The following is a 23,941-nucleotide window of genomic DNA, read 5'->3' on the forward strand; positions in this document are numbered from 1 at the left end:
AATTGTTTGAAAATAGAATGAAGCAGTTACTGTTTTTCTTGATTGGTGTTTTGTTATCTAACACTACGTCTGCGTAGCAAAAACAGATAGAAAAATCTATATTGGGCATTAGAACCCCCGCCAACCGGCTATTTCAATATAATGCAAATCTTCCATTAGGGGTAAATGGAGAACAATACACAGCAAGTATTGCGGATATTCCAATAGTGAAAGATGTTGCAGTTCGTTTAGAAAGTTCTTATACCAAATTTGGCGATCAAGAGTAATTTAATACCGGACTGGCAATGAAATACTTTATAAGCGAAAAGCTTTATCTAATCAATGGCACGGAAATTCAGTTTGATGTAAATGATAAAACCGGTACACCACAAAGAGAATTGATGCGTGTAAGCTTTAGTATGGGATATAGGGTAGATTCAGATCTTTTAATTGAATTAGGGTATAAACCAAGGATAGGTAGTCCAAATTTGTCTGTATCGGAAAGTATACTCAGTATTAGGGAAAGTACTTTTTTCTTAAAAGCATGATTCTAATTCGCATATCCAAGATGTTCTAGATAATATCAAAATGTCGTCCGCCAGATTTCTAAAAACTTTGCGTTAGCATGAAAGTATATTTGAATAGATAACCCCTGGTTTATTCGCTTGTTTAAAAGAACGATTTTTTGGAATTCCTTAATAATATCATGTCCATACTGCTTTGATTTGCTATCTAAGTATAGCAAAAAAACATAGAATTGTTAAAATTAGGTAAAAAGGGTATCCCTTTCGGTGTCACTTAGACTTTCACCTTTATAAATGTGAAAACTTAACGGGTTTTATGCCTGCTACTTAGCTGGTTTTGGAATATGCGATTCCTATTTCCCTGTAAAGACCCTCCATCTTAAAAAAAGTATCCTGTAAACAATTTGTTTTAAAGGTTTTTTAGTAAGTTATGTTTTCTGGAAAAATATCTACTTTATAATCCATTTAGTACCTACCTGTAAAATTATTAATGTCTTCATCGAGAAAAAACATTAATAAAGTAAGTAGGGTATTTTAAAACTTAACTGTTAACATATAGAAGTCGAAACCGGGGATACCTGTATCCCATTATAATTAAACCCCTTATTTATGAAAACAAAATTGATTTTTGGTTTACTATTCATGACTCTTATTTTTGTAAGTTGTTCAAATAGTGATGAAACAACAAATACTGAAACTACCGGCAGGTTAAAGGTTCAGTTAACAGATGCTCCCTTTCCTTATAATTTCCTGGCCGAGGCTAATGTAACCGTTTTTAAGGTTGAGGCTCGACGGGTGGAAGATGAAAATTCAGATGATGACGCTAAAGAGAATAGCGAAGGTTATCCTTTCATAACTTTAATGGAAGAGGAAATAGAAGTCAATTTGCTTGAACTTACCAACGGCATCACACAACAGTTAGCTGATTTGGAAGTGCCCGCAGGTACTTACAATTTAATCAGGATCTATGTTAAAGGAGTTAATGTAGTATTAACAGACGGAAGTACTTATAATTTAAAAGTCCACAGTGGAGAACAAACAGGGATTAAAGTTTTTATTAAACCGGGACTTACCGTATCAGGAGGAATTTCATCTGATTTGCTTTTGGATTTTGATGTAAGCCGTTCTTTTGTTGTACAGGGAAATATAGATACTCCGGCAGGAATAAATGGTTTTATTTTTAAACCCGTCATCAAAGCAAGTAACCTGTCCACTTCAGGTACTCTTTTTGGTAATGTAAGCACTCTAAACCAGGAAACAGCTATTCCTTTAGAGGGAACACAGATTTCTGTTTTTGCAGCAGATACATTAAACACAACAGGCTTTACCGATGCCAATGGCGATTATACCATTATGGGACTTAAAGCAGGTACTTACAAAGTACTGGCCGAATTAGAGGGGTATATTGCCAGTGATTATCTTGACATACAAATAGACGCCGGAAATAAAACCCTACAGGATTTTATTCTTGAAGCCAACACCGCCTCGGGGGGTAGTGAATAAAATAGGTTCATTTAAAAAAAAACAGGGCTTTGCCCTGTTTTTTTTAATATACTTTTCTGGTTGCGCTATATCCTAGCATACAACCTCATTTGCTTTTTGAGCTGTACCCCCTTGATCAACTGCTTGTAAAAGCTCATTGAAGCCAGAACCCTTAATAAGGGGCTCAATCTATTCTCTCATAAAAAAACATCTTTCTTCTCAAAACATCACTAATTAAGTCAATTGTAAGGGTTTCTTTTTTTGAATGGACAGAATCATTCAAAATAATGGTATCATGACGTAAAGATGTTTCCGTTTATACACCAAAAAACAGGCAATTTCTTATCTTTATCCTTCTGTCCTTTCAACCTGAAAGTTCCCGTACAGATCATTTCATTCGCATTTTTTTAAGGAAAGAATTATGACCCAAGCCAAGCCCATAGATGTTATTGAATTAGTGCCCGCACGGGACCAAAAATTTATCACACTTTTAGAAGGACTTTCACTCTGGCAACTTTATAGCTATACAGATTTGGAACCTACCTGTGAGGTAACCATTCTGAATAAATACGCCTGGCAAATATTTACAAAAGGAATCGATTAAAATATAGTAATCTAACGATCAACAGTCTCCGGAAAACAGGAACCGGATATGAAAATTTTTGATATGATAGCCGTTATGGCATAAAACACTAAAAATGAAAACACACCACCTCTATCGCATTGCTCTTACACTACTTATATCTCTTCTATACAGTTGTAAAAAGGAAGTTAAAAGCACTCAAAACGCAGCATATGAGGAAGATTCAAAAATATATTCGGAAGGATTAAAGATCGTAAGCGAAAACTGTATAACGTGCCACTCGCCTGATGCCACCCGAAAGAACCGTATCGCACCTCCCCTGGTCGCAGTAAAGCAGCATTATCTGGATACCACTAAAACAGAAGAAGAGTTTATTAGCGAAATGAGCTCATTTTTGATATCTCCAGATATCAAAAAATCTAAAATGCCCAATGCGGTAACACGATTTGGCGTTATGCCCAATCTGGGATACTCCACGGATAGTTATAAGGCGGTAGCCACCTATCTTTACCGGGCAGAAATTGAAAAACCAGATTGGTTTGATACCCACTATCAGGAAGAAAAAGAACAGCTCTTAAAAAATTCTGAGCAGAGAACTGACAATTATCTTGAGAAAGGCCGAAACATGGCACTGGCCACCAAGTCGGTATTGGGAAAAACACTATTGGGGGCTATTCAGTCCAAAGGCACCGAAGGTGCGGTTACATTTTGTAATGAAAGGGCATTGCGTATAACCGATAGTATGGCTGTTCACCTGAAAGCAAGCATAAAAAGAGTTTCTGATAAAAACCGGAATCCCAACAATGCAGCTAATGCACGCGAACTGGCCTATATAGAACAGGCAAAAACGGCTCTTAAAGAAAAAGGCAGTGCTGCCTCAAAAATTTTTGAAAAGAACAATAAAATAACAGGCTATTACCCCATTGTAACAAACAATATGTGCCTGCAATGTCACGGAACCCCTGCAAAAGATATAAACTCAAAGGCACTTAGTAAGATCAAAATACTCTATCCTAACGATAAAGCCACCGGGTATGCTGTGAATGAGTTACGTGGTATATGGGTTGTAGAGATGCAAAAATAGTATTGGAATCGGACTGTTTCCAATGCATTGCCAAATACAAGATCAAATGAATATCAAAAATAAGTCTGTCTATTTTATAAAAGTATCTCTTTCAAAAACTATATGTTAAACTCCTTATAATTCTATTTTTACTTCACAGCAAGCATAGGTTATTTCTTATTTTAGCTAATGTTATTTAAACCAGAGCTAAGAAATTTTTACTTAATAGTTTTTAATAAAATAGATTTACCTTAACATTTCTGCACAAAAATACTTGGTTTATATACCACAACGATTTCTGATAAATCAGAAACAGAACATTCAAAAAATAAAGCTCGAAGTTCTTTTAATTCATTGAATTACGAGCCTAAACCCTGTTGGCTCCAAATGTTCAGGGTATAATTAATTTTACTAGTCTTCAAAATGAAAAAATTAAACTTAAAAAAATTGAATTTAACAGAAGCCCATTTACTTAAAAAAGAGCAGTTAAGGTCTATTCTTGGGGCGGTTGATGGCTTTTACTGCGCTTATGCCTATCGACACTGCGATAACCGATTTCCAAGCAGAGAACAAGATGATTTTTTACGATAATACCTCTATTCAAATTCTTAAAATTCAACCGAATGAAAATAATTTTTTTTCTGGCTTTATTTTTCTCAGTTTATTCTTATTCCCAGGAATATGAAGGAAAAGTTACGTATAAAGTTACATCAAACAGTGATGCCTTTATTAAACGGCTAAATGACTCCATCCTTTCAGAACAGATCAAAAACGATCAGATACGGACTTTTTCTAATGGGACTCCGATAGTTTTTCATTTGTTTATTAATGCGAAGGAAGCATTATACAAGAAAAGTCATGATGATAAGACAAACACAAGCTCGGGATATGTTATGAATGTGACCGCCATCATGGCAGGTGAACATAATGTCTATTATACAAATTTAGAAACAGAAGAAAAGTTTTTTAAAAATAGTTCTATCGATGATATACTCGTTAATGTAGCAGATGTTACCTGGGAGTTGACCAGTGAGAAAAAAGAAATTGGTGAATACACCTGTTATAAAGCCATAGGGAATTTCACTTCCGATCGTCATGGTTTAAAAATTCTGGAACCCATTGTTGCCTGGTACACCCCTGAGGTCCCGGTATCCTTTGGTATTGGTCCCTTTGGAGGGCTACCGGGATTAACCTTGGAATTAATGGTAAATTATAATTTCGGAAAGGTATCCTATAAAGCTATCCAGGTGAATTTTGAGCCTAAAGAAGCTATCATAATAGAAAAACCTACAGGGCAAAAGAGAATGTCAGAAAAAGAATATGTTGAATACCGTTATAATCAATCACGTTACAGATAATGATAAATGATAAGTGCCCTTAAGTGAATAGTTCGCCTTTAAAATTCATTACCTGTTATAGGGGCGTTCCTGTATCCATTTAAATTTTCGCTGATTTAGTAAAAAATCTTCCTTCCCGTAACGTTGTGTCTTTAATTCTATGGTGTCTTTTTTATGTAACCCTTTAAAGGTATATAAAGAATCATTAACAATGACCGAAAGTGTATATACATCGGTACTGTCCTGATAGTTTACCAGTGAAAGTTTGCGGGTAATACTATCTCTTGACATACGATAATAGGTTTTATTCTTTTTCATATCAAACAAAGTAGCAAACGTACTTCGGTCAATGGCAATATACCGCAGTCGGGTAGAATCTGTAAGTAAAGGCGGGACCCGATCACCATTGCGCAGATACTCATTAACTTCATACAGGCCATACAGTTCTGGCTTAGGCGCCAAAAGACCATATGTTTGCATACTTCCATAGGTGGTATATACACTATATACCACAAATGTAATAACCGCTACCCATTTAATAATTCGCGTGGCAGGATACCATTTCCGGGTTTCAAAAGGACGTTGTATGACCCTGGCAGTTGTGCTACCAAAACCAAAAATAACTTTAGCCAGAGATCTCATATCGGGAAGCATAATAAGCAATGCTATCAAAAAATAACGAACCGAATATAACTTTACGGGAATATCATAGAAAAAATTCAGCGCCATGATATTACCCATAACCAATAAAACTAAGGAAGCACCCAGCAGCGTTGTTCGTCTGTGCAGTAACAAAAGTCCTCCTATTACTTCAAGTGCCCCCGAAAAAATAGTATATGCTTTTGACTGCCCCATAAAAGACCAGACTACTCCCATAGGAGAGAAATCACCAAAATTGGTAATGAGCCTCACAAAACCCGGTTCCTGAAACTGCAATACAAATACTTTGGCGAATCCGTACCCCAGCATTACAACGGCCAGATAATATCTCAGGTAAATTAAAAACCAATAATTGATCTTTTCTTTTTTGTTTTCAAAAGCACTGCCTCTTTGAAAAAATATCCATAAAAAAGTACCCAGTACTGCTATTAGAACTACGCACAGTAAACGTACATAATCATATAATTTATCTCCGCTTCCCGTTGTCACAGAGTTAACTTCATTAGATAGGGAGAGAACGTCATTACCAAACCATAATACCAGAGTTGTAATACCTTTTTCAATAAACTGCGCCACAACATCCAGATAGGGAATACTTCCCAAAGGAAAAGGAAAAAGCCATAACACAAACCAAAGGACAATAAATCGAAAGAGAAGATTGTTTCTGATCATTATTTTTTGCTTACAAAATACTACAATTTAGCAAAATAGCTTCTCTTAAAAATGGTTTCCTGAGACCTGTTATTTTATAAGGTTTAATGAAATTTTGTTCAATGCCGTTCAAAAAAAAAGCTTCTTATATGGCTTTCCTGTTAAACTCTGGTAAACCCAGCTTTTTTTTATAATGTTTTTATAATTTTACTATTATACTAATAGCTTCATTTTTTACTAAAAACAAAATAATAGATTATTATCTACCTATGAAAAAAGAGATTTTTTTTGGAATATGTTTATTACTTTTTAATTTTTGTAACGCACAATATAGCTGGACCGAAGGCGAGCTATTTTTAAAAGACGGTACCATTTTAAAAGGGCAGATAAAGATCCCTACTCCCGGTAATGTGGATGTAATCGCATTAATAACCAAAGAGCGTGTAAAATTCAGGAAAGAGAAAAAGAGTGACAAAATAAAATACGGGGAAGAACAGGTAGAAAAAATTGTTTTTAAGGATCTGGATTCGATGCATGGGCACTTTGAATACCAACTGGTTTCAAAAAAAAAGAAAAAAATAGTACGAGTATTACATCGCGGAAAAATTAACGTCTTTAGTAAAAGAGTAGTTATAACAGGCGGTTCTTCTAATATGCAGACAGCAATACCTTCTGTACCTTTTAACACTAATTCTGATGAATTTTATGTAAGTCGCGAAGGGGATGCTTATGTAACTCTCATTAAATCCCGTAAGCCCTTGAGTCGGTCTTTCAAAAAAAATGCCATGCGTTTTTTTAAGGATTGCCCTTCTCTGGTACTAAAACTAAAAAATAAAGAATACACAGAACAAGACATTCTACAAATAGTGAAAGAATACGAAAACTGCTCTCAAACCTAACACTATTCTCCCCACCATATCTTAACAAGTATTGGTTTCTTCCTGTTCCATATTAATGAAATAAGGTGTTAAATGCGCTTAACCACCTCCACCTCTGCGATACAAAAATAAATAATCATACTGGTTATGAACAGCATAGATTAACATAGTAAAACATAGGCTTTGTAGGGTTTTTAAGTATTTTTACATAAATTAAAATTAAAAACCGATCAAATACTATGCAAATTAGATTCTTTAAACACTTCGTATATCTCCTTTTCTTTCTTGTGGTATTACCTGTAAATGCGCAAAGATCTAAAGGAAAACAAACACTCCTCCCCTCTCCTTCAGATACTATTTTTAAGGGGTTTGAATTTCGTAACATTGGTCCGGCCTTTATGTCGGGACGTATTGCCGATGTTGCCATTCATCCGCATAATGAAAGTATCTGGTACGTTGCAGTCGGCTCGGGTGGCGTATGGAAAACTATTAATGCCGGTACTACGTGGCAACCTATTTTTGATGAAGAGACCTCTTACTCTACAGGTTGTGTGACTATTGATCCTAATAACACGAATATTATATGGGTAGGTACCGGTGAAAATGTGGGAGGGCGCCATGTAGGATATGGCGATGGTATATATCGCAGTAAAGATGGGGGTAACTCCTGGGAAAACATGGGGCTTACGAAGTCTGAACATATTTCTAAGATCATTGTGCATCCGGAAAACTCAGATATGATATGGGTAGCTGTACAGGGCCCGCTTTGGAAATCAGGAGGTGATCGCGGATTGTATAAATCTGCAGATGGTGGGAAAACCTGGAACAAAACACTGGGCGATGATACCTGGACAGGAGTTACCGATGTCGTGATAGATCCTCGTGATCCTAACCGGTTGTATGCAGCTACCTGGCAACGACACCGAACGGTGGCCGCTTATATGGGCGGTGGCCCCGGTTCCGGTATATATAAAAGTGAGGACGGCGGCGACACCTGGGAAGCCTTAAAAGAGGGCCTTCCCAAGTCGTGGATGGGAAAAATAGGGCTTGCTATTTCTCCCCAACAACCTGATATATTGTATGCCGCCATTGAACTGGATCGCAGAACCGGAGCTGTGTATCGCTCTGCTAATCGGGGAGCCACCTGGGAAAAACGCTCAGATGCCGTATCCGGTGCAACCGGTCCGCATTATTATCAGGAACTTTATGCTTCTCCTCACCATTTTGAACGCCTTTATCTGGTAGATGTACGCATGCAAATATCAAATGACGGTGGAAAAACCTTTACCCCAATGCAGGAAGCTCACAAACACTCTGATAACCACGCTATTGCTTTCAAGAAAAACGACCCCAACTATCTACTGGTAGGAACAGATGGCGGACTCTATGAAACTTTTGATCTTACTAAAAACTGGCGTTACATTGAAAACCTGCCCGTGACGCAGTTTTATAAACTGGCAGTAGATGATGCCGAACCTTTTTACAATATTTACGGAGGTACGCAGGATAACAGTACTCAGGGAGGCCCCTCCCGTACAGATAATGTACAGGGTATTCAGAGTTCAGACTGGAAAATTGTATTGAACTGGGATGGCCATCAACCTGCTACCGAACCCGGAAATCCGGATATTATGTATGCAGAAAGACAGGAAGGAGCCCTCTCCCGGATAGACCTTACCACTGGAGAAGTAGTAGATATTCAACCTCAGGCGGGAGCCAACGAACCACCCGAGCGTTTTAACTGGGATTCCCCTATTTTAGTGAGTCCGCATGCTTCTACCCGTATTTATTTTGCCTCACAGCGCGTTTGGCGTTCTGATAATCGAGGAGATAAGTGGACAGCCATTTCCGGAGACCTTACCCGAAATGAAGAGCGTATAGAGCTGCCCATTATGGGTAAAAAACAATCGTGGGACGCTCCCTGGGATTTTCTAGCTATGTCTAATTACAATACCATTACCTCCCTTGCAGAGTCTCCAAAACAGGAAGGGCTCATTTATGCAGGCACTGATGACGGTATGATACAGGTTACTGAAGATGGCGGGGCCAACTGGCGAAAAATAGAAGTAGGAAACCTGCCCGGTGTGCCGCCTACTGCTTTTGTAAACGACATTAAAGCAGACCTTTTTGATGCCAATACCGTTTACGTAACACTCGATAATCACAAATACGGAGATCTTGCTCCTTATTTACTTAAAAGTACAGATAAGGGTCGTACATGGAGATCTATAAGAGGAAATTTGCCAGACCGCACCCTGGTATGGCGAATTGTACAAGATCATGTAAAACCCGAACTCTTGTTTGCAGCTACTGAATTTGGTATCTATACCTCTCTTAATGGTGGCCTGAAGTGGATTAAACTAGATGGAGGTGTTCCTACAATCTCTTTTAGAGATCTGGCTATACAAAAAAGAGAGAACGATCTGGTGGGCGCTTCCTTTGGTCGTGGTTTTTTTGTACTGGATGATTATTCTCCCTTACGTGACATTACAGATACTCAACTCAAAGAAGAAGCACAATTGTTTACCCCTCGTGATGCCTGGTGGTATGTACCAAGACCCGATATTAGTTTTGATGAAGAAAAAGGAAGTCTGGGAGCCTCGCATTACGTAGCACCCAACCCGCCTTTTGGAGCGGTTTTCACCTATTATCTTAAAGACGAACTCAAAACCACACAACAAAAAAGACGTGCTTTAGAAAAAAATAATAAAAACAAAGACATTATTTTCCCCGGGTGGGAAGCCGTAGATGCCGAACGTACGGAACACAAACCTAAAATACTTATTACGGTTACTAATGCTGAGGGGAAAGTAGTAAGAAAAATAGAAGGGCCGGTAAAGGCAGGATTTCATCGTATTTCTTGGGATCTGCGCTATCCTGCTCCCGAAGCGATCTCTCTTAAAAACACATCAGGAGAAAATCTGGAAGGGTTTTTGGCGCCTCCGGGAAAATATTCTGCTTCCCTTTCAAAAATAGTCAACGGGCAGGTAACTTCTCTTTCACGCCCTGTATCATTTACAGTTAAACCCCTTAGGGAGGGAGCCATACAAGGGGCTCCTATCTCAGAAGTTGCTGCCTTTTGGAGAAATTATGAAAACCAAAGCGCCCGTGCCTCACTTCTGTCTATAGATATGCAGAAAGCACTTAAAAGAGTTACAGCCATGCAAAAAGCAGTCTCCCGGGCACACAGTGCTCCCGGTAACCTGGATGCAAGGCTTTATGACCTGCATCAGGAACTTGAAGCTATTAACATAACACTCAACGGAAACCCTTCAAGACAACAAGTAGGTGAAAAAAATGTGGCCACTGTAAGTGACCGTATGTTTTCTATATATCTAGGGATTGGAAACGCTACTTACGGCCCTACGGAAACACATAAAGAGAGCATGCGTATTATAGAAGATCAACTTGCAGCCATCTCTCAAAAACTGTCTCAGGCTACAAGTAGGCTTGATACACTTTACAAAGCACTCATAGATGCCGGTGCTCCTTTTGTAGAAGATTAAAACTATACATAAAAAAACCGGCCTGAGATTTTCAGGCCGGTTTTTCATTGATTACTTATTCCAGTACGCTAAATTGTTTCAGTGCCTGTTTTGTTATCTCGTTATCTGTTTAAAGTGAGATTAAAACAATGCCAACCTTCTCAGGTATGGAATGATAAAAATCATTAGTAAGCATCTATGCTCTTTTAACATAAAGCCTGGAAAGAAAAACTTATACGCTGCTAACCAACTGCTTCTTGTTGGTTTAAAATTGAAGAAACGTATGCACCTGTTTTGCTATTTCCAGTTCTTCATTAGTAGGTATCACCAATATCCTGACTTTGGAGTTGGCAGCACTAATATCACAAATACCTTCTTCTTTTGATTTGTTTTTAACAGAGTCTATCTCCATTCCCAAATAGTCCATATTCTGGCATATCATGCTCCTGAGCAATGAAGAGTTTTCTCCGATACCTGCAGTAAAAATGACCGCATTCAATCCATTCATCGCTGCTGTGTATGCACCTATGTACTTTTTAATGCGATACGCATTCATCTCAAGTGCCAGGAGACAGGCCCTGTCACCATTTGTAGCTGCCTTTTCGATATCTCTTAAGTCATTGAAACCTGTTAAACCCAGCATACCACTTTTTCGGGTTAACAGGGTATTCACCTCGTCAAGTGTATATCCAAGAGAGTTCACGAGATAGAAAACGATGGCGTGATCTATATCACCGCTTCGCGATCCCATAATGAGTCCGGTAGATGTTGAAAAACCAAGGCTGTGATCTATACTTTTTCCATCTTTAACCGCTGTCATACTGCACCCGTTTCCCAGATGCACAGAAATAAGTTTTCCGGATGAACCCTTTTCAAGGAACGCAACGGCTTTCTCTGTAACGTATTTATGGCTAATGCCATGAAAGCCGTACATCTGGATTCCGTGTTCTTTAAAAAGAGTTTCCGGGATCGCATACTTACGAGATAGTAAGGGTATGGTATTATGAAAGGCGGTATCAAAAACAGCTACCTGACTCGCTGCCGGAAAAAACTGTTGGGATTGCTCAATACCCTCCAGGTTGTGGGGATTATGAAGTGGTGCCAGGGGAAAAAACTCCCGGATTTTCTGTTTTACGATTTCATTTATAAGTGTTGCCTCTTCAAAAGCACTGCCTCCGTGAACTACCCTGTGCCCAACGGCTTCTATTTCTTCAACATTCTGTAAAACTCCCGTGTCAGGATGTGTTAATAAGGCAGTTATTTTTTCAATAGCGGTCTTATGATCAGGCAGGACCTCCATTTTCTGCTCAGAGCCTCTTGTGGTTTTGTGATGTAAAACCGCTTCCGGGCTACCTATGCGTTCGGCCATTCCCTTGCATAAAATATGTTCCCCGGGCATTTCTATGATCTGATATTTAACAGATGAACTTCCTGAGTTAATAACGAGTATTTTCATTAGTTTCTTTTTTAAAGACCCTGTGCCTGAATAGCGGTAATCACTACGGTATTAAAGATATCATCGGCTGTACAACCTCTGCTAAGGTCATTAACGGGTTTATTAAGCCCCTGTAGCATAGGGCCTATGGCCAGGGCTCCCGTTTCTCTTTGTACTGCTTTATAAGTGTTGTTACCTGTGTTGAGATCGGGAAAAATAAACACACTGGCCCGGCCGGCTACTTCCGAATCGGGAAGTTTGCTTTTGCCTACTTCCATATCTACGGCAGCATCGTACTGAATGGGCCCTTCTATTTTGATTTCAGGACGCTTTTCTTTAACTATTCTTGTAGCTTCACGTACTTTATCCACATCTTCTCCCATACCGGAACTACCTGATGAGTAGGACAACATGGCCACTCGGGGTTCTATGCCAAAAGCCTTACTGCTATCGGCAGAAGCTATGGCGATCTCTGCCAGTTGCACCGCTGTGGGATTAGGGTTGATCGCGCAATCTCCAAAAACGGTAACCCGGTCATCCAGACACATAAAAAATACAGAGGACACCAAAGATACCCCAGGTCTTGTTTTGATAAATTGTAAGGCCGGCCGTATGGTATGTTGGGTGGTATGCACTGCTCCGGAAACCATACCGTCTGCATGTCCTTTATATACCATCATACTTCCAAAATACGATACATCTTCCATAAGGTCACGCGCCATAGCAGCATTCACATTTTTGTGCTTGCGCAATTCATACAAGGTTTGTGCGTATGCATTGAAGTTCTCTGATTTTCTGGGGTCTATGATCGAGACTTTGTCGAGGTCTAATTTGATATCATGCCTTTGGATACGGTTTTCTATTTCATTGCGATCTCCCAGTAAAGTGATCTGTGCAGCCTTAAGAGCCAGTAACCTGGCCGTAGCTCTGAGTATACGCTCATCGGTCCCTTCGGGCAAGACAATGTGTTTTACATCATTTTGTGCCTTTTTCAATAAATGGTACTGAAACATACGGGGTGTAACTCCGGCTGCTTCGAAAATATTGAATTTTTCTTCCAGTTCTGTAACGGGTACATACGTTTCAAAATCTCTGATGGAAGCAGTGATCTTTTGGATATTTTCAGCATATATACGGGGCTTTATCTGCCCTATTCGATTGGTAAGGGCAAACGTACCTTCTTTAGCAGATATTACCGGGAATACATCGGTCAATCCGTCTATAAGCTTCATTACCGGTGCTTCGGGAATAAGTCCTCCCGTAAGGACAATACCAGATATGGAAGGATAGTTTACAGACTGATGGGCCTGTAAAGCCCCAAGAATAATATCTGCTCTGTCTCCGGGGGTAATGACCAAACTGTCTTTTTTAAGATGTGTTAGGTAATTACGTAACTGCATGGCCCCAACACTATAACATCCTGCCTGATTATTTATATGCTCTTCTCCAAAAAGCACTTCTCCTTCTACTTCGTCAAGTATCTCTTTTATGGTAGGTTGTGACAGTTTGACATTTTGAGGGATAACACTCACTAAAACCTTTTCAGGCAGGCTTTTTCTCAACTCTGCATACAAGGTTTCCCTGATATCCGAAGATACTTTATTTGCTACCACCAGTAACACCTCGGCTCCTTTTTCCATAAAAGAGTCATACGCAATACGCATATGGCTCACCAATTCATTAGGGGTCTTGTGGGCTCCGTTTGCAATAATGATAGAAGGGATCCCCAGGTTTTTGGCAATAAGTGCATTCATGTCCCATTCAAAAATGGCACCTTCTCTTGAAAAATCGGTACCTTCTACCAAAACGAAATCAAACCGCTCTTCCATCGCTTTGAATTTGGAAATGATACCATCCATAATACCACTTTCATCTTCATGTTGCTTTTTTTCCACAATTTCACGATGCCTGAATGCAAAAGCTTCTTCAAACTTTTGATCCAGATTAAAATAGGAGGTAATGGTATTTATATGATTATCTTTTTGCGGATATTTCATGTCATCAATAACCGGCCTGAAATACCCTACTTTTGGCGTTTTCCCTAATAAAAGTTCCATTAGACCGAGAGACATAATAGATTTTCCACTATTGGGCCCGGTAGTGGCGATGTAGATGGCTTTATTCATGTGTTGCCTTTAATGTTTATACGATTGATGATTTTACAGATATTGCAGGTTTTGTATAGAAATATACAGTTAGTATATCTAAAACCGGTACTATATACTCTTCTCTTCGCAAAGATAGGAAGGTCTTTATATCTGTAAAAATGACAACTATCAGTAAACAGAAGCCATACAAAGATTTCACGATTTATTTACAAAGGCATTAGGTCTTGTAAATTTACGAAACCTGACATTGTGTTTGCCCGGCTTGTTCTATAGATATAACCCCACCCCACAAACAGTTAAGTGAGCAGGTATCATTTAACGAAGGTATATTGCCAATGAGTACATCGGTAGTACCGGGTACCCAGGGGGTAACCGTAGCCGGAATGCAGGGCATTGGTGTGAGTACTCCCAGGGCTGCAGTAGTTGCGGCTGCAACGGTGGGGTTAGCGAGAGAAGAACACATCCCAAAAGGCGGAATATTGACAATAGGTATATTGTCCATTATGGTTGCTGCCGGCATATTGCTGGTCATAACCCGATTGGTTGGTAACACTATTAACGAAGACGGAGCCGCTCCAAAAGAACAGGTCATAGTGGCTCCCATGCAAACTTGTAATGGCATAATTATAAGGTTTTATTCGATTTTCGGTACTCTCTTCGAATACCGGTTACAATATCTGTTAGTTTTAAAATTTTCTCATTTCTTTTGGCAGCTTCCAGAGCACAATACCGCAACACATTGATCATTTCACCACCACTAAGTTCATATTTTTCCGAAAGCATTTGTATATCTACATTTTCTTCCATCTCAAAAGTATCTGTAAACAGGTTTTTCCATAAGAGGGCACGTTGTTCTACTCCGGGTTTCGGAAAATAGATCATACTTTGAAATCTTCTCGAAAAAGCTTCATCTATATTAGTATGTATATTGGTGGCCAAAATCACTAACCCTGAAAAATCTTCTATGCGCTGCAAGAGATAGGCTATTTCCTGATTGGCATAGCGGTCATTAGCCCCTCTGGTTTGTGTTCTCTTCCCAAAAAGGGCGTCTGCTTCATCAAAAAAGAGTATCCACTCTTTATTTTCTGCTTCATCAAACAGTTGCCCGAGGTTTTTCTCGGTTTCCCCAATGTATTTTGATACCAATTGTGACAAATCTACTCTAAAAACAGGCCGGCCGGTCTCTTTTCCCAGTAAAGTGGCTGCCAGCGTTTTCCCCGTTCCCGGAGGCCCATAAAAAAGGGCCCTGAATCCTGATTTAAGATTCTTTCGTAAATGCCAGTGGTCAAGTATGGTCTCACTGTGAATAAGCCATTCTTTGATCTCTTTAAGATCTTCCATTACATGATCATCTACAACAAGGGATTCCCACTCCAGTTCGGTCATTATTTTCTTTGCCGGAAACCTGGCACTATATTCGGGGAGATGTTTTTTGCCGGTAGTAAAAAGACCCATGTATTCATGAGAGATCACTAAACGACTCTGTAAGCTGGTCTCCTGTTCAGTATCGCGAACCAGAATACCTTTCCTGAAAAACATATGATTGGGGTGAAACTGTTTCATAAAAGCAAAACGTTTATCCAGATCGTCCCCACATACTATAAAACAAGCCGTTTCCATAGTGGGAAAAAAACCTGCTTTTGCCGTATCACGAATACCTCCAAATTCTGAAAACTCACTGTTTAAGTTCTGATTTCTTATCAGAAAAACATCGAGGCTTTGTGGTTTTATATGGGGCAACAAGGCTAAAACTAATACCAGGCGCTCTGTAAAATCAAGTGTTCTGTTCTTTACAAACCCTGCATATGGGCATACCTGCCCGTCAAACTGTGGGGGAGCGTGCTCAAAAACGCAAGCATGGTCACTCTCATTTTTAAAATATAATGTGAGACGGGTATCTACCACCTTTTCAAACCAACGGATCTCTTCCCCTAAAACTTTTGCTGTATTTTTTGTAGTTACCTCCATTCGGTTTTTAATGCTTTTGTCATCCAACTGAGTTTTATTGTGCCAATGCTCCAGGGGAGCTGATCTAACAACATATCAAAAGGTTTCTGTTCCACGCGAAGGTAGAACATCTCCTCTCCGGGTTCCAGCTTACCGTCTCTTTGTAAAAAGGTTTCTCGTAAACCCGCTACAGATGTATTTTTAAGTACAGACCATTGTTTAATAACCGCTTCCAGAAGACTTTCTGCTATCTCTTTGTGTTGTTCTTCCAGAAGAATCACTCTTTTAACAGGTTCACTCACCGGAAAACCACACAGCACTTTACTCATGGGCAGATGATATTCTTCGGCACCTGTATTTCCGGTTGCTGTGTAATGCAGTAAATGTATTGCCTTGTATATAGCCTCTGTATTTATAAATGTACTGTTCTCCATGAATCCGCATTTTGTAAAAAGCATCCCCAGAAAAGGTGAAATGATCACCAAACCGGCAGTGTTCACAAAAATGGGGTTTTTCAACTCGCGGGGTTCTTCTTCTCCCAGTTTTCTATAATCCTGATCTTCAGGTATTTTGCTGCGCCGTACTCTATTTGAAGTATCTGTAAAAAGAGTTTTCTGAAAAAGATAAGATATTACCTGTGCATCTTTCATTTCCTCAGAGTTATACCTAAGCATTTGTTTCTCATACATATTACCAAATACCTTAACGGCCTTATATTTGCCCAGAACCTGCAAAATAACTGAGTACAAAAGTTCTCCCCAGTTTTTATGGCCCCAGGTATTCATCCCCCCGGAACCGATCTTAAGAAGTACCAGTTGAAAAAAGGCCTTTTTTAGGGCTTTAGATTCCTGAGTAGAAATAAATACTTCCAGTTTTCCAAAAACAGTAATTGCTTCATCCAGATAAGCTTCCTGTACCGGGTTTATTTGCATTCGAATTACCCTAACCACCCGGGTGGGTTCAAGATAGTTGACTAACCCTTCACGAAAGGCATGGGTGGTCATCCACTCTCTTAACTGATTGGGGTAATTGTTCCCTACCCACTCCAATTGTGAAATAAGGGAGTTTTTTTGATCCTGATCTGTAAATTGCCTGTATCGTATTCGCTTAAAAAAAACATGTAATTGTGAGGTAATGGAAATAGTTTTCTTTTCCGGGTACGCATATAAATGGAGTTTCTTTAACAAATTGGATACTGCCTTTTGAACGGTCGTATCTCCAGAATGAGCATTTATTTTCTGTAATGAGGTTGCTAACAACTCTGATAGCCCCGGATTTTTAAGCCAGTCAGTTTGTGATATCCATTTTTCAAAAAGCGGTTCAAACCTACCCCCAGAGGTATTTTTTTCTGTTAAGGTCCATTCCAGCAGGTCACTTTTAAAAATTGCCAGTTGTTGGTGTGATAATAACCCTAAGGGAAGTAACTGCTTTTCAAATACCGCCAGAAGGGTACTGGAGAGGTTGCTAAATGTTTTTTGCGAAGAAGTGTCATACTTATTAAGTATCCACTGATAATTTTCTTCATTAAGAAAGGCATGCCAACGCTGTTGCTTTGCATGCTCCCGTATCGTTTTCAAAAGAGCCTTTTCATGAGTTGTGTTTAGTGCAAGAACTTTAAAAAAGGCATTAAAATCATGATAAGAAAACGGTAGGGCCCACCATGGAAATACGCCTTCTCTTACAGTATAAAAAACTACATTCTTTTTATACTCCACACTTTTTTGCAAGTGTGCCCTTTGGAGAATGCCTCGCAGTTCTTCTGAGGCTTCCAGTTTTAGAAGGCGCTGGTATAAAAGGTTTTCTTCTTCTGACAGTTTGGAGGAATCAAACCACTTAATAAGTGCTGTCAGGAACTGATCTATTGAGATGCCATACCGGTGCCCGTACATTTTCATTTCTTTAATAGCCTCACGCTTCCAGGCTGCATATCCGGACGTTTGCTTAAGCAACCGCGAAAAGTGTTTTTGTAAACGGTGTAACATCCAGTTATTTACTCGAGTGGTTTTGTCTGCAGGAGTAGAAGAATGTATTTCTTCTCTGTAAAAGGAGGATGTTTTGAGTTCCAGAAGTTTTCTTTGCAAAAGGCCGGTCACACTTTTTGATAAATGTTTCAGTAAACGATCTAACAACAAATCTACCGGTACATTGATTTTGTCTGACTGTAAACGCAACAGGGTGACTACTTTTTCACTCCATACAGAAAAATTGGGGTGATAAGCTATGACTGATGCTATTTTATCTTCAAGAGTAATAAGTATATGCGGGTCTATACTGCTTTCTTTACTACTTTCATTTGTGCTTTGAATGCTTTTGTTTTCTTTGTCTGCTCCTACCTGACCGGAAATTTTGTTGTTGGCATCAGTCGCAGTCTCTTTTTCCTGATATTCATAAGGATTATGCAATACAAGAGATATTTGTGTATCTACAAATGTCAATGCTTCGGGAGAGGAAAAGCTTATTTCGAACTGCCTGCGAAGTACTCTGAGTAATGAAAATGCGTCCAGGGAAGTTTCTCTGGACCAATGCGGAAGTTTTTCACGAAACCACGCATCCCATAAATGTCTGGGTTGATTTTGTACAAAGTGTAAAATTTTATCTCGCAGCACAGCTATTCCTCGTACGGGGTACAGGACAGAAGTACCGGCAAGCTCTTCTGGTTCTTTCTTTTTCTGTTTCAAAAAAACACTCAGTGCTTCGGAAACATAAACCGGCACCTCTTTATGTGTTTTTATATTCTGCCAAAGGTGGTAGAGGGATTCTTTCTGAGTATCAAACTCAGCATGAATGGCTTCTAATATAGCGATAATAATGTTTGTTTTATCCCTGCTTACCAGATGATAGGCCTCTAAAATAAGGAACTCTTTTTTCTGCCACAGATCACGTACTGATTTTTCTGCTATTGAATTTTCTGTAGTTTTAAGGGTTCGCAAGGTTTCAAAAAAACCAATGGCTATGGTAAGGTATTCTTTTTGAACTAAACCTAAAAAGAGACTTAAAAGCTCTTTATCTGCTATAGCCAGTAAACGTGCTTTGGATAAAGGTTCTGAAAACCATTTCTCTACATAATTTTTATACTGGCGATCTTTACTTTTTAACAGCTTTTTAAAATACCACAGCAACTCTTCTTTTGAACGAACACTCGTTTCGGAAGTGAAAATCCCTGTCTTTACATATTCATCAATATGTGTAATTAACTGCTTTGTGGAATCGCCAGATATTGACGTGGAAATATCTTCGAGGTGACTACCGGTAAAATGATCTTCAGTGAGTTCTTTTAAGATCTTTCTAAACTCATACTCCGGTTCGTTTGTCGGCGTGCTCACAATGCCCTGAGACAACAACTGTAACAGAAATGTATAGGTGAGCCTGTACTTTTCTGCTGTTTTTTGCAACAGATACTGTAAAAAGCTTTTTTTGTTATAATAGCTGCGGGATTCTACGAAAAGATAGGCTAGTATAATCTCCCATAAAACGTTTTTGAAATTGAGAGATGAAACTTTTATTATCTGGTTTTTTTCCTGCTCTTTGTACAGGCTTTCTTTGTAAGGAAGTATATAACGGCTCTCTTCAGGTTTAACGGCTTGTACTATTTGCGTCAATGCTTCAACCTGCAGTTGCAGAACCATGCGTTTTCTTACCACTTCTTTTTTACCAATAACCTTTAGCATGGCTGTAAGATCATCTTTGGCTTCGTACACTAATTCTTTGACCAGTGAGGTAGGTGATTTACTGCCGGTATTCCAGTTAAAATAGCCTTTTTGCAAAAAGTATCTGAGTGCTTCCAGTTTACCTGTGGATATACTGGTTTTTTGCCCCTGGTGTGGCGTTTTACCGGATAAGTTGTACCTTAAAAAATTAATGAGTGCTTCTTCTATACGATCTGCCAGTTCGTTTTCATAGTTATCTATAGAAAGAACTCCCAGGTCCAGCTCTACTAATTGAAAATTATAAATATGGGTTTCCTCATCAAACTCTGTCAATATTCTATCAATGAGTTGCGCTATTTGGGACTCCTGTAACAAGCTTATCGCAGACTGTATTTTTTGGGCCTTTTCTTCATTCTGAAGTGTTATTTCATAAGCCTGCTCACGAATGGTATGGTGTCCTGATATTTTCAATTTGCTGTTTTTGATGTATATCCCTGAATCAATGTTATAAGCTGATATGCCAGATCCATCTGTTCTTCTGTGAGTGTATTTGAATATATAATTTCCAGCCACTGAAAATATACATTCTCAAATGTGATCATTTCTTCGAGATCTATCCAACAGGACTCACAGGCTATGTGTACGGGAGCCTGTTCACCAACAATATTGTCAAATTTGGTCCTGAAATTATCGTCCTGAAAGCGTACGGGCCAGGCCGGGAGAATAAAGCTCATTTGAAATGAAAAAAAGCTTTCTTCCACTTTGTTTTCCCCATAATACGCTGTATAAACAACTTCAGGGTCGAATTGCCATTGCTGGAAGGAACGTAGTTTTTCAACAATCTCTTTAATCTCTCCCAATGCATCGTGCACTGTATCAAAACGTTCAACACTTGTAGCCAGTTGTTCTCCTTTTGAATCAAAAATCTGGATGGAATATGTTTCTCCCATTTTAATGGGTCTTAATTGTAGTGTTCCATCCCTATACAGGTTAGCTACAATTTCATTAACATATATATTTCTTTCATAATTGGAACTGAGATAAGCCTGCTCGAAGGTAATGGTTTTGTTTTCTCCGTAAGACAGACAAAAAGAAAAACCAAAAAAGTTTCCATGATAAGGAGGAGCGAGCAGAATATGTTCTATCATGTAAATACCTTCGGTAGCTTCGTTGAGCTCAACCAGAAAATTTATACAATAGGCTACTGCTTGTTTTGCCTCTTCATTTGTATTGGCTATATGTACAATACTCGCTTTTTCTCCTTTTGTTTGGAAAAGTACATAATACGCTTTGTTTATATTGCCCGCAGTAGATTTTATATGGTAGTTTTCTTCCAGAACACCTTCTCTAAGGACATCTTTTAAGATGGTGCCTGTATTTCCCATGAAATAGAAAGAATTTCTCAGGTTATCAACATTTTCATCAATGATCACAATATCATCAGGGGCTATTATTTGATCTTTATCTTTCGCATATACTACTTCCAGTTTCTCACTAATACTATCTAAACCGCCTTTTCTTTGGTAGATCTTGATCCCTGATTTTTCAACGATATCTGTTAATGAACGGATCATTACTTCTCGTATTCCGGTTAATATGGCTATTTTTTGAATAAGTCCCGGGATAAGCCTGTTCTCTTTGTCTTCTATCTTGTTATCACGGGTAATTTTAACCATACGTGTATAATCGTATGCTTTGGCCCGGTTATAACTAAGTTGTGCATAATTGGCCACTAATTTTCGTTTCCATGATAATAGTTTGTGTTCAAAAAGCTCATCGGTCAATTTTTTTCCATAACAATTGGTATTTATTTTTCTGAGAGCATATGTGGAAAACTGTTCACTAAATCGAGCCAGAAGATTATCTGCTACATCATTAAGCCTTTTCACTGCATTATTGTCAAATAGTGCATTGAGATCATTTAAAGTACGCTCCCATTGTTCTAAAGCTTCTTTTTGGTCTTCATCTTCATTTTCTTTAATGAGTTCTGCCAGTCCATTTATATCATTCAATGTCTGAGAAAAATAGGACTGTACTGTATCATCATTTACATCATACAAATTATATACATGTGTGAGTTGAGCCAGGAAATTGGTCATTAACTGGTCAAAAGGCAATAAGTAAGCTTTTAACTGGTTTGCCTGGGCATAACGTTTGGCAGGCAGGCCCTTCTGTAACCCGAATGCTCCTATGCCATACACCCTGGGAAATTGGTTTTGGATAGAGTAATAGGACGCGAGATCCATAAACTTTCCTTTGGGTATCTCTATTTCATTTACTGATTGTGATACGGAACGGAAATTACCATAATTCATAGCTTCCATATAGGAGAGCTTTTTTTCAACCTCTTCCAGATCGGGGAAAAACCGTATCCCATTATTTTCAAATACCAGGTTTTTATTAGTTTTGGGAAACTCTAAACTGGGGGTACAATTCTCGGGAATGGCTATTTTTTCCTGTTGAATGAATTTTAAGCGACCCTCTTCCGGGTCTAAGGTATCGTGATACGCTAACTGAAATTTATCAACACTTACCACACCTTCTATTCGGGCAATAAGTTTCACTAGGTCTGAAGGTACAATAAAACGAAGTCTTTTTTTTAAATGGGTACTCTTAATAAAACCATTTTTAAGTAAGGGGCCGTTAAATATTGCATCTACATCTTCATGGGCTGCTTTTAACTCCCATAGCGAAAAAAACTTGGGGTCATGTGAGAGGTAATCATTTATTTTATAAAAAATATTGGCAAATACTTCTTCTCCATTGGCTTCAACGTCAAGTGTAAGGTTTAAATGTAAATAGAGTTTAAATTGTTCGAGTAGAGTAACATCGTAGATATCTTCACAAAGATTTCTGTGAGCATGGTACAATTCTTTCACCTCATTAACAATACGATTCTCTTCCTGTTTAAGATCGACTTTATTAGAAGAGTAGTCATGTAATTCTACATAAATGTGATATAACCCTTTAAGGTTACTTTGCGGGTTTTTTGAAGCATCTGCACTAGAAGGTGCATTTTGAGGCCGTATCCAAACATTTTTCACATTTTCTATCTCATCAATGAAGATCTTTCGAAGATCTGTAATGGTAACAGGATTGGTAGTAAGGATTACAGAAGGTATAAAGAAACCATTATCTCCTGATTGGAGATGGCTTCCTTTAGACTCTGTGAGGATGTCCTGTATAGGAGTATCTGTTTTATAGGCAAGATCGGTTAGGGTATATGCTAAGTTTTCGAGTATAGTTACCCCGGGATCATGCTCATTATAATCCGTCCATATTGCTCCCGAAAGCTGTTGCAGTATTTGAACACCTTCCAGGTACATATCCTCATACTTACCGGAATCACGTTCTGATTTCTCAATATACCCTTTATTTGAATCGGTTGCCATGAAGCGTATAAAATTTATTTATTAAAAAGCGACATAATATCGTTATCCCACAACTTGGTTACATAAAACTTAATATGCTCGTCTGCTCCGTAATTTGAACGGGTTCGTAATTGTAGAGAATAGTTAAAGGTGCTGCCTCTCCATCGCAGGGAAAGTTTGTTCCACCACCAGCCATAATGTGCCTGTACGGTTCGTATTTTACTACGTGAACGTCCAAAGGTGCTCAAAGCATTTGCCTGTAATAATGCATACTTTCCTTTTTTTTCTTTTCCTACCTGAGCTACAATTTCAAAAGCATTACAGCCATCAAGATTGGTGACTATATCGTGCCATTGGCCATCTGCAGGAATGGTATCCATTTTGTAGGTTCCCACGCGACTGCTGGCACCCAGTATCCCGTTTACCTCGAGGGTTGTAGCTGGTTTGGTAGTATTTACGCCTACGTTCCCCCCTTTTTGAAAAAAAAGACGTGTAGGGGTTTCCTCTTCAGAAACAGGTTCTATAATACCTAATCCCTGACCTTCCTGTTGCACCAGCTCTATACTCCATCGAGGCAGGTTATCCTGAATTTTTTCATAAAAGCTTACCAGACGGTCTGACTCTTTCCCTTCGGGAGATAGTATCAGTCCGTCTTCCAGGTTCTTTGATATCCCATCATCTACCTTGTTGATCATAGAATCAATAAGACTCGCAAAATTATTGGCATCGGGCCTGCTGCCATTACTAAAGATCGATTTTAGCGTATCTCTGTTTAAGGGTTTCTCATTCAT

15 protein-coding genes are annotated in these 23,941 nt (G+C 38.9%); 7 read left to right on the forward strand and 8 right to left on the reverse strand.

The features are described from left to right. Positions 1 to 284 precede the first annotated feature (284 nt). The 5 genes from WAO84_RS11225 (at position 285) to WAO84_RS11245 (ending at position 4,989) form a co-directional block, all read left to right on the forward strand. A complete protein-coding gene (locus WAO84_RS11225; protein ID WP_340065841.1) occupies positions 285 to 527 on the forward strand; it encodes a hypothetical protein in 243 nt (80 codons plus the stop codon). A gap of 585 nt (positions 528 to 1,112) precedes the next feature. Then, positions 1,113 to 2,006, forward strand: a complete 894-nt coding sequence (locus tag WAO84_RS11230) for a DUF4382 domain-containing protein (protein ID WP_340065843.1) — start codon at positions 1,113 to 1,115, stop codon at positions 2,004 to 2,006. A 400-nt stretch (positions 2,007 to 2,406) separates the two neighbouring features. Then, positions 2,407 to 2,589, forward strand: coding sequence for a hypothetical protein (locus tag WAO84_RS11235; protein WP_340065845.1), 183 nt, complete (start codon positions 2,407 to 2,409; stop codon positions 2,587 to 2,589). Positions 2,590 to 2,683: 94 nt separating this feature from the next. After that, a complete protein-coding gene (locus WAO84_RS11240; protein ID WP_340065847.1) occupies positions 2,684 to 3,652 on the forward strand; it encodes a c-type heme family protein in 969 nt (322 codons plus the stop codon). A 602-nt stretch (positions 3,653 to 4,254) separates the two neighbouring features. After that, positions 4,255 to 4,989, forward strand: a complete 735-nt coding sequence (locus tag WAO84_RS11245; protein ID WP_340065848.1) for a GLPGLI family protein — start codon at positions 4,255 to 4,257, stop codon at positions 4,987 to 4,989. Between the two features lie 48 nt (positions 4,990 to 5,037). Here WAO84_RS11245 and WAO84_RS11250 read toward each other — a convergent pair whose 3' ends face one another. Beyond that, positions 5,038 to 6,300 carry a hypothetical protein gene (locus WAO84_RS11250; RefSeq protein ID WP_340065849.1) on the reverse strand — a complete coding sequence of 421 codons (1,263 nt, stop codon included), beginning with the start codon at positions 6,298 to 6,300 and terminating at the stop codon, positions 5,038 to 5,040. A 248-nt stretch (positions 6,301 to 6,548) separates the two neighbouring features. On the opposite strand from WAO84_RS11250, the gene WAO84_RS11255 reads away from it, so the two are divergent. Next, a complete protein-coding gene (locus WAO84_RS11255) occupies positions 6,549 to 7,178 on the forward strand; it encodes a hypothetical protein (protein WP_340065851.1) in 630 nt (209 codons plus the stop codon). 218 nt (positions 7,179 to 7,396) lie between these two features. After that, positions 7,397 to 10,663 carry a VPS10 domain-containing protein gene (locus WAO84_RS11260; RefSeq protein WP_340065853.1) on the forward strand — a complete coding sequence of 1,089 codons (3,267 nt, stop codon included), beginning with the start codon at positions 7,397 to 7,399 and terminating at the stop codon, positions 10,661 to 10,663. Positions 10,664 to 10,907: 244 nt separating this feature from the next. Here WAO84_RS11260 and WAO84_RS11265 read toward each other — a convergent pair whose 3' ends face one another. The 7 genes from WAO84_RS11265 to WAO84_RS11295 form a co-directional block, all read right to left on the reverse strand. Further along, positions 10,908 to 12,098, reverse strand: coding sequence for an acetate/propionate family kinase (locus WAO84_RS11265; protein WP_340065855.1), 1,191 nt, complete (start codon positions 12,096 to 12,098; stop codon positions 10,908 to 10,910). Positions 12,099 to 12,109: 11 nt separating this feature from the next. Continuing rightward, positions 12,110 to 14,203: a phosphate acetyltransferase gene (gene pta / locus WAO84_RS11270; protein ID WP_340065856.1), complete on the reverse strand. Its 2,094-nt coding sequence runs from the start codon at positions 14,201 to 14,203 to the stop codon at positions 12,110 to 12,112. 214 nt (positions 14,204 to 14,417) lie between these two features. Beyond that, entirely contained in the window at positions 14,418 to 14,807 is a 390-nt protein-coding gene (locus WAO84_RS11275; RefSeq protein WP_340065857.1) for a DUF4280 domain-containing protein, read from the reverse strand. A 2-nt stretch (positions 14,808 to 14,809) separates the two neighbouring features. Then, the gene (locus WAO84_RS11280) at positions 14,810 to 16,153 is read right to left on the reverse strand and encodes an ATP-binding protein (protein ID WP_340065858.1); all 1,344 of its coding nucleotides are present in this window, start codon (positions 16,151 to 16,153) and stop codon (positions 14,810 to 14,812) included. Further along, complete coding sequence (locus tag WAO84_RS11285; RefSeq protein WP_340065859.1) at positions 16,144 to 20,250, reverse strand: contractile injection system tape measure protein; 4,107 nt, start codon at positions 20,248 to 20,250, stop codon at positions 16,144 to 16,146. Before WAO84_RS11285 ends, WAO84_RS11280 begins: the two co-directional genes overlap by 10 nt. Further along, positions 20,247 to 23,171, reverse strand: coding sequence for a hypothetical protein (locus WAO84_RS11290; protein ID WP_340065860.1), 2,925 nt, complete (start codon positions 23,169 to 23,171; stop codon positions 20,247 to 20,249). The genes WAO84_RS11285 and WAO84_RS11290 overlap by 4 nt, the downstream gene beginning before the upstream one ends. Positions 23,172 to 23,185: 14 nt before the next feature. Beyond that, a complete protein-coding gene (locus WAO84_RS11295; protein ID WP_340065861.1) occupies positions 23,186 to 23,941 on the reverse strand; it encodes a hypothetical protein in 756 nt (251 codons plus the stop codon).

Origin of the sequence: Ascidiimonas aurantiaca (assembly GCF_037646345.1) — a bacterium.
In the GTDB taxonomy this organism is placed as follows: domain Bacteria; phylum Bacteroidota; class Bacteroidia; order Flavobacteriales; family Flavobacteriaceae; genus Ascidiimonas; species Ascidiimonas aurantiaca.

Excerpts from the sequence above, each read along its gene's own strand:
- WAO84_RS11225 (WP_340065841.1), top strand. The coding sequence starts at position 285 with ATGAAATACTTTATAAGCGAAAAGCTTTATCTAATCAATGGCACGGAA.
- WAO84_RS11230 (WP_340065843.1), top strand. The coding sequence starts at position 1,113 with ATGAAAACAAAATTGATTTTTGGTTTACTATTCATGACTCTTATTTTT.
- WAO84_RS11235 (WP_340065845.1), top strand. The coding sequence starts at position 2,407 with ATGACCCAAGCCAAGCCCATAGATGTTATTGAATTAGTGCCCGCACGG.
- WAO84_RS11240 (WP_340065847.1), top strand. The coding sequence starts at position 2,684 with ATGAAAACACACCACCTCTATCGCATTGCTCTTACACTACTTATATCT.
- WAO84_RS11245 (WP_340065848.1), top strand. The coding sequence starts at position 4,255 with ATGAAAATAATTTTTTTTCTGGCTTTATTTTTCTCAGTTTATTCTTAT.
- WAO84_RS11250 (WP_340065849.1), bottom strand. The coding sequence starts at position 6,300 with ATGATCAGAAACAATCTTCTCTTTCGATTTATTGTCCTTTGGTTTGTG.
- WAO84_RS11255 (WP_340065851.1), top strand. The coding sequence starts at position 6,549 with ATGAAAAAAGAGATTTTTTTTGGAATATGTTTATTACTTTTTAATTTT.
- WAO84_RS11260 (WP_340065853.1), top strand. The coding sequence starts at position 7,397 with ATGCAAATTAGATTCTTTAAACACTTCGTATATCTCCTTTTCTTTCTT.
- WAO84_RS11265 (WP_340065855.1), bottom strand. The coding sequence starts at position 12,098 with ATGAAAATACTCGTTATTAACTCAGGAAGTTCATCTGTTAAATATCAG.
- pta (WP_340065856.1), bottom strand. The coding sequence starts at position 14,203 with ATGAATAAAGCCATCTACATCGCCACTACCGGGCCCAATAGTGGAAAA.
- WAO84_RS11275 (WP_340065857.1), bottom strand. The coding sequence starts at position 14,807 with ATGCCATTACAAGTTTGCATGGGAGCCACTATGACCTGTTCTTTTGGA.
- WAO84_RS11280 (WP_340065858.1), bottom strand. The coding sequence starts at position 16,153 with ATGGAGGTAACTACAAAAAATACAGCAAAAGTTTTAGGGGAAGAGATC.
- WAO84_RS11290 (WP_340065860.1), bottom strand. The coding sequence starts at position 23,171 with ATGGCAACCGATTCAAATAAAGGGTATATTGAGAAATCAGAACGTGAT.
- WAO84_RS11295 (WP_340065861.1), bottom strand. The coding sequence starts at position 23,941 with ATGAATGAGAAACCCTTAAACAGAGATACGCTAAAATCGATCTTTAGT.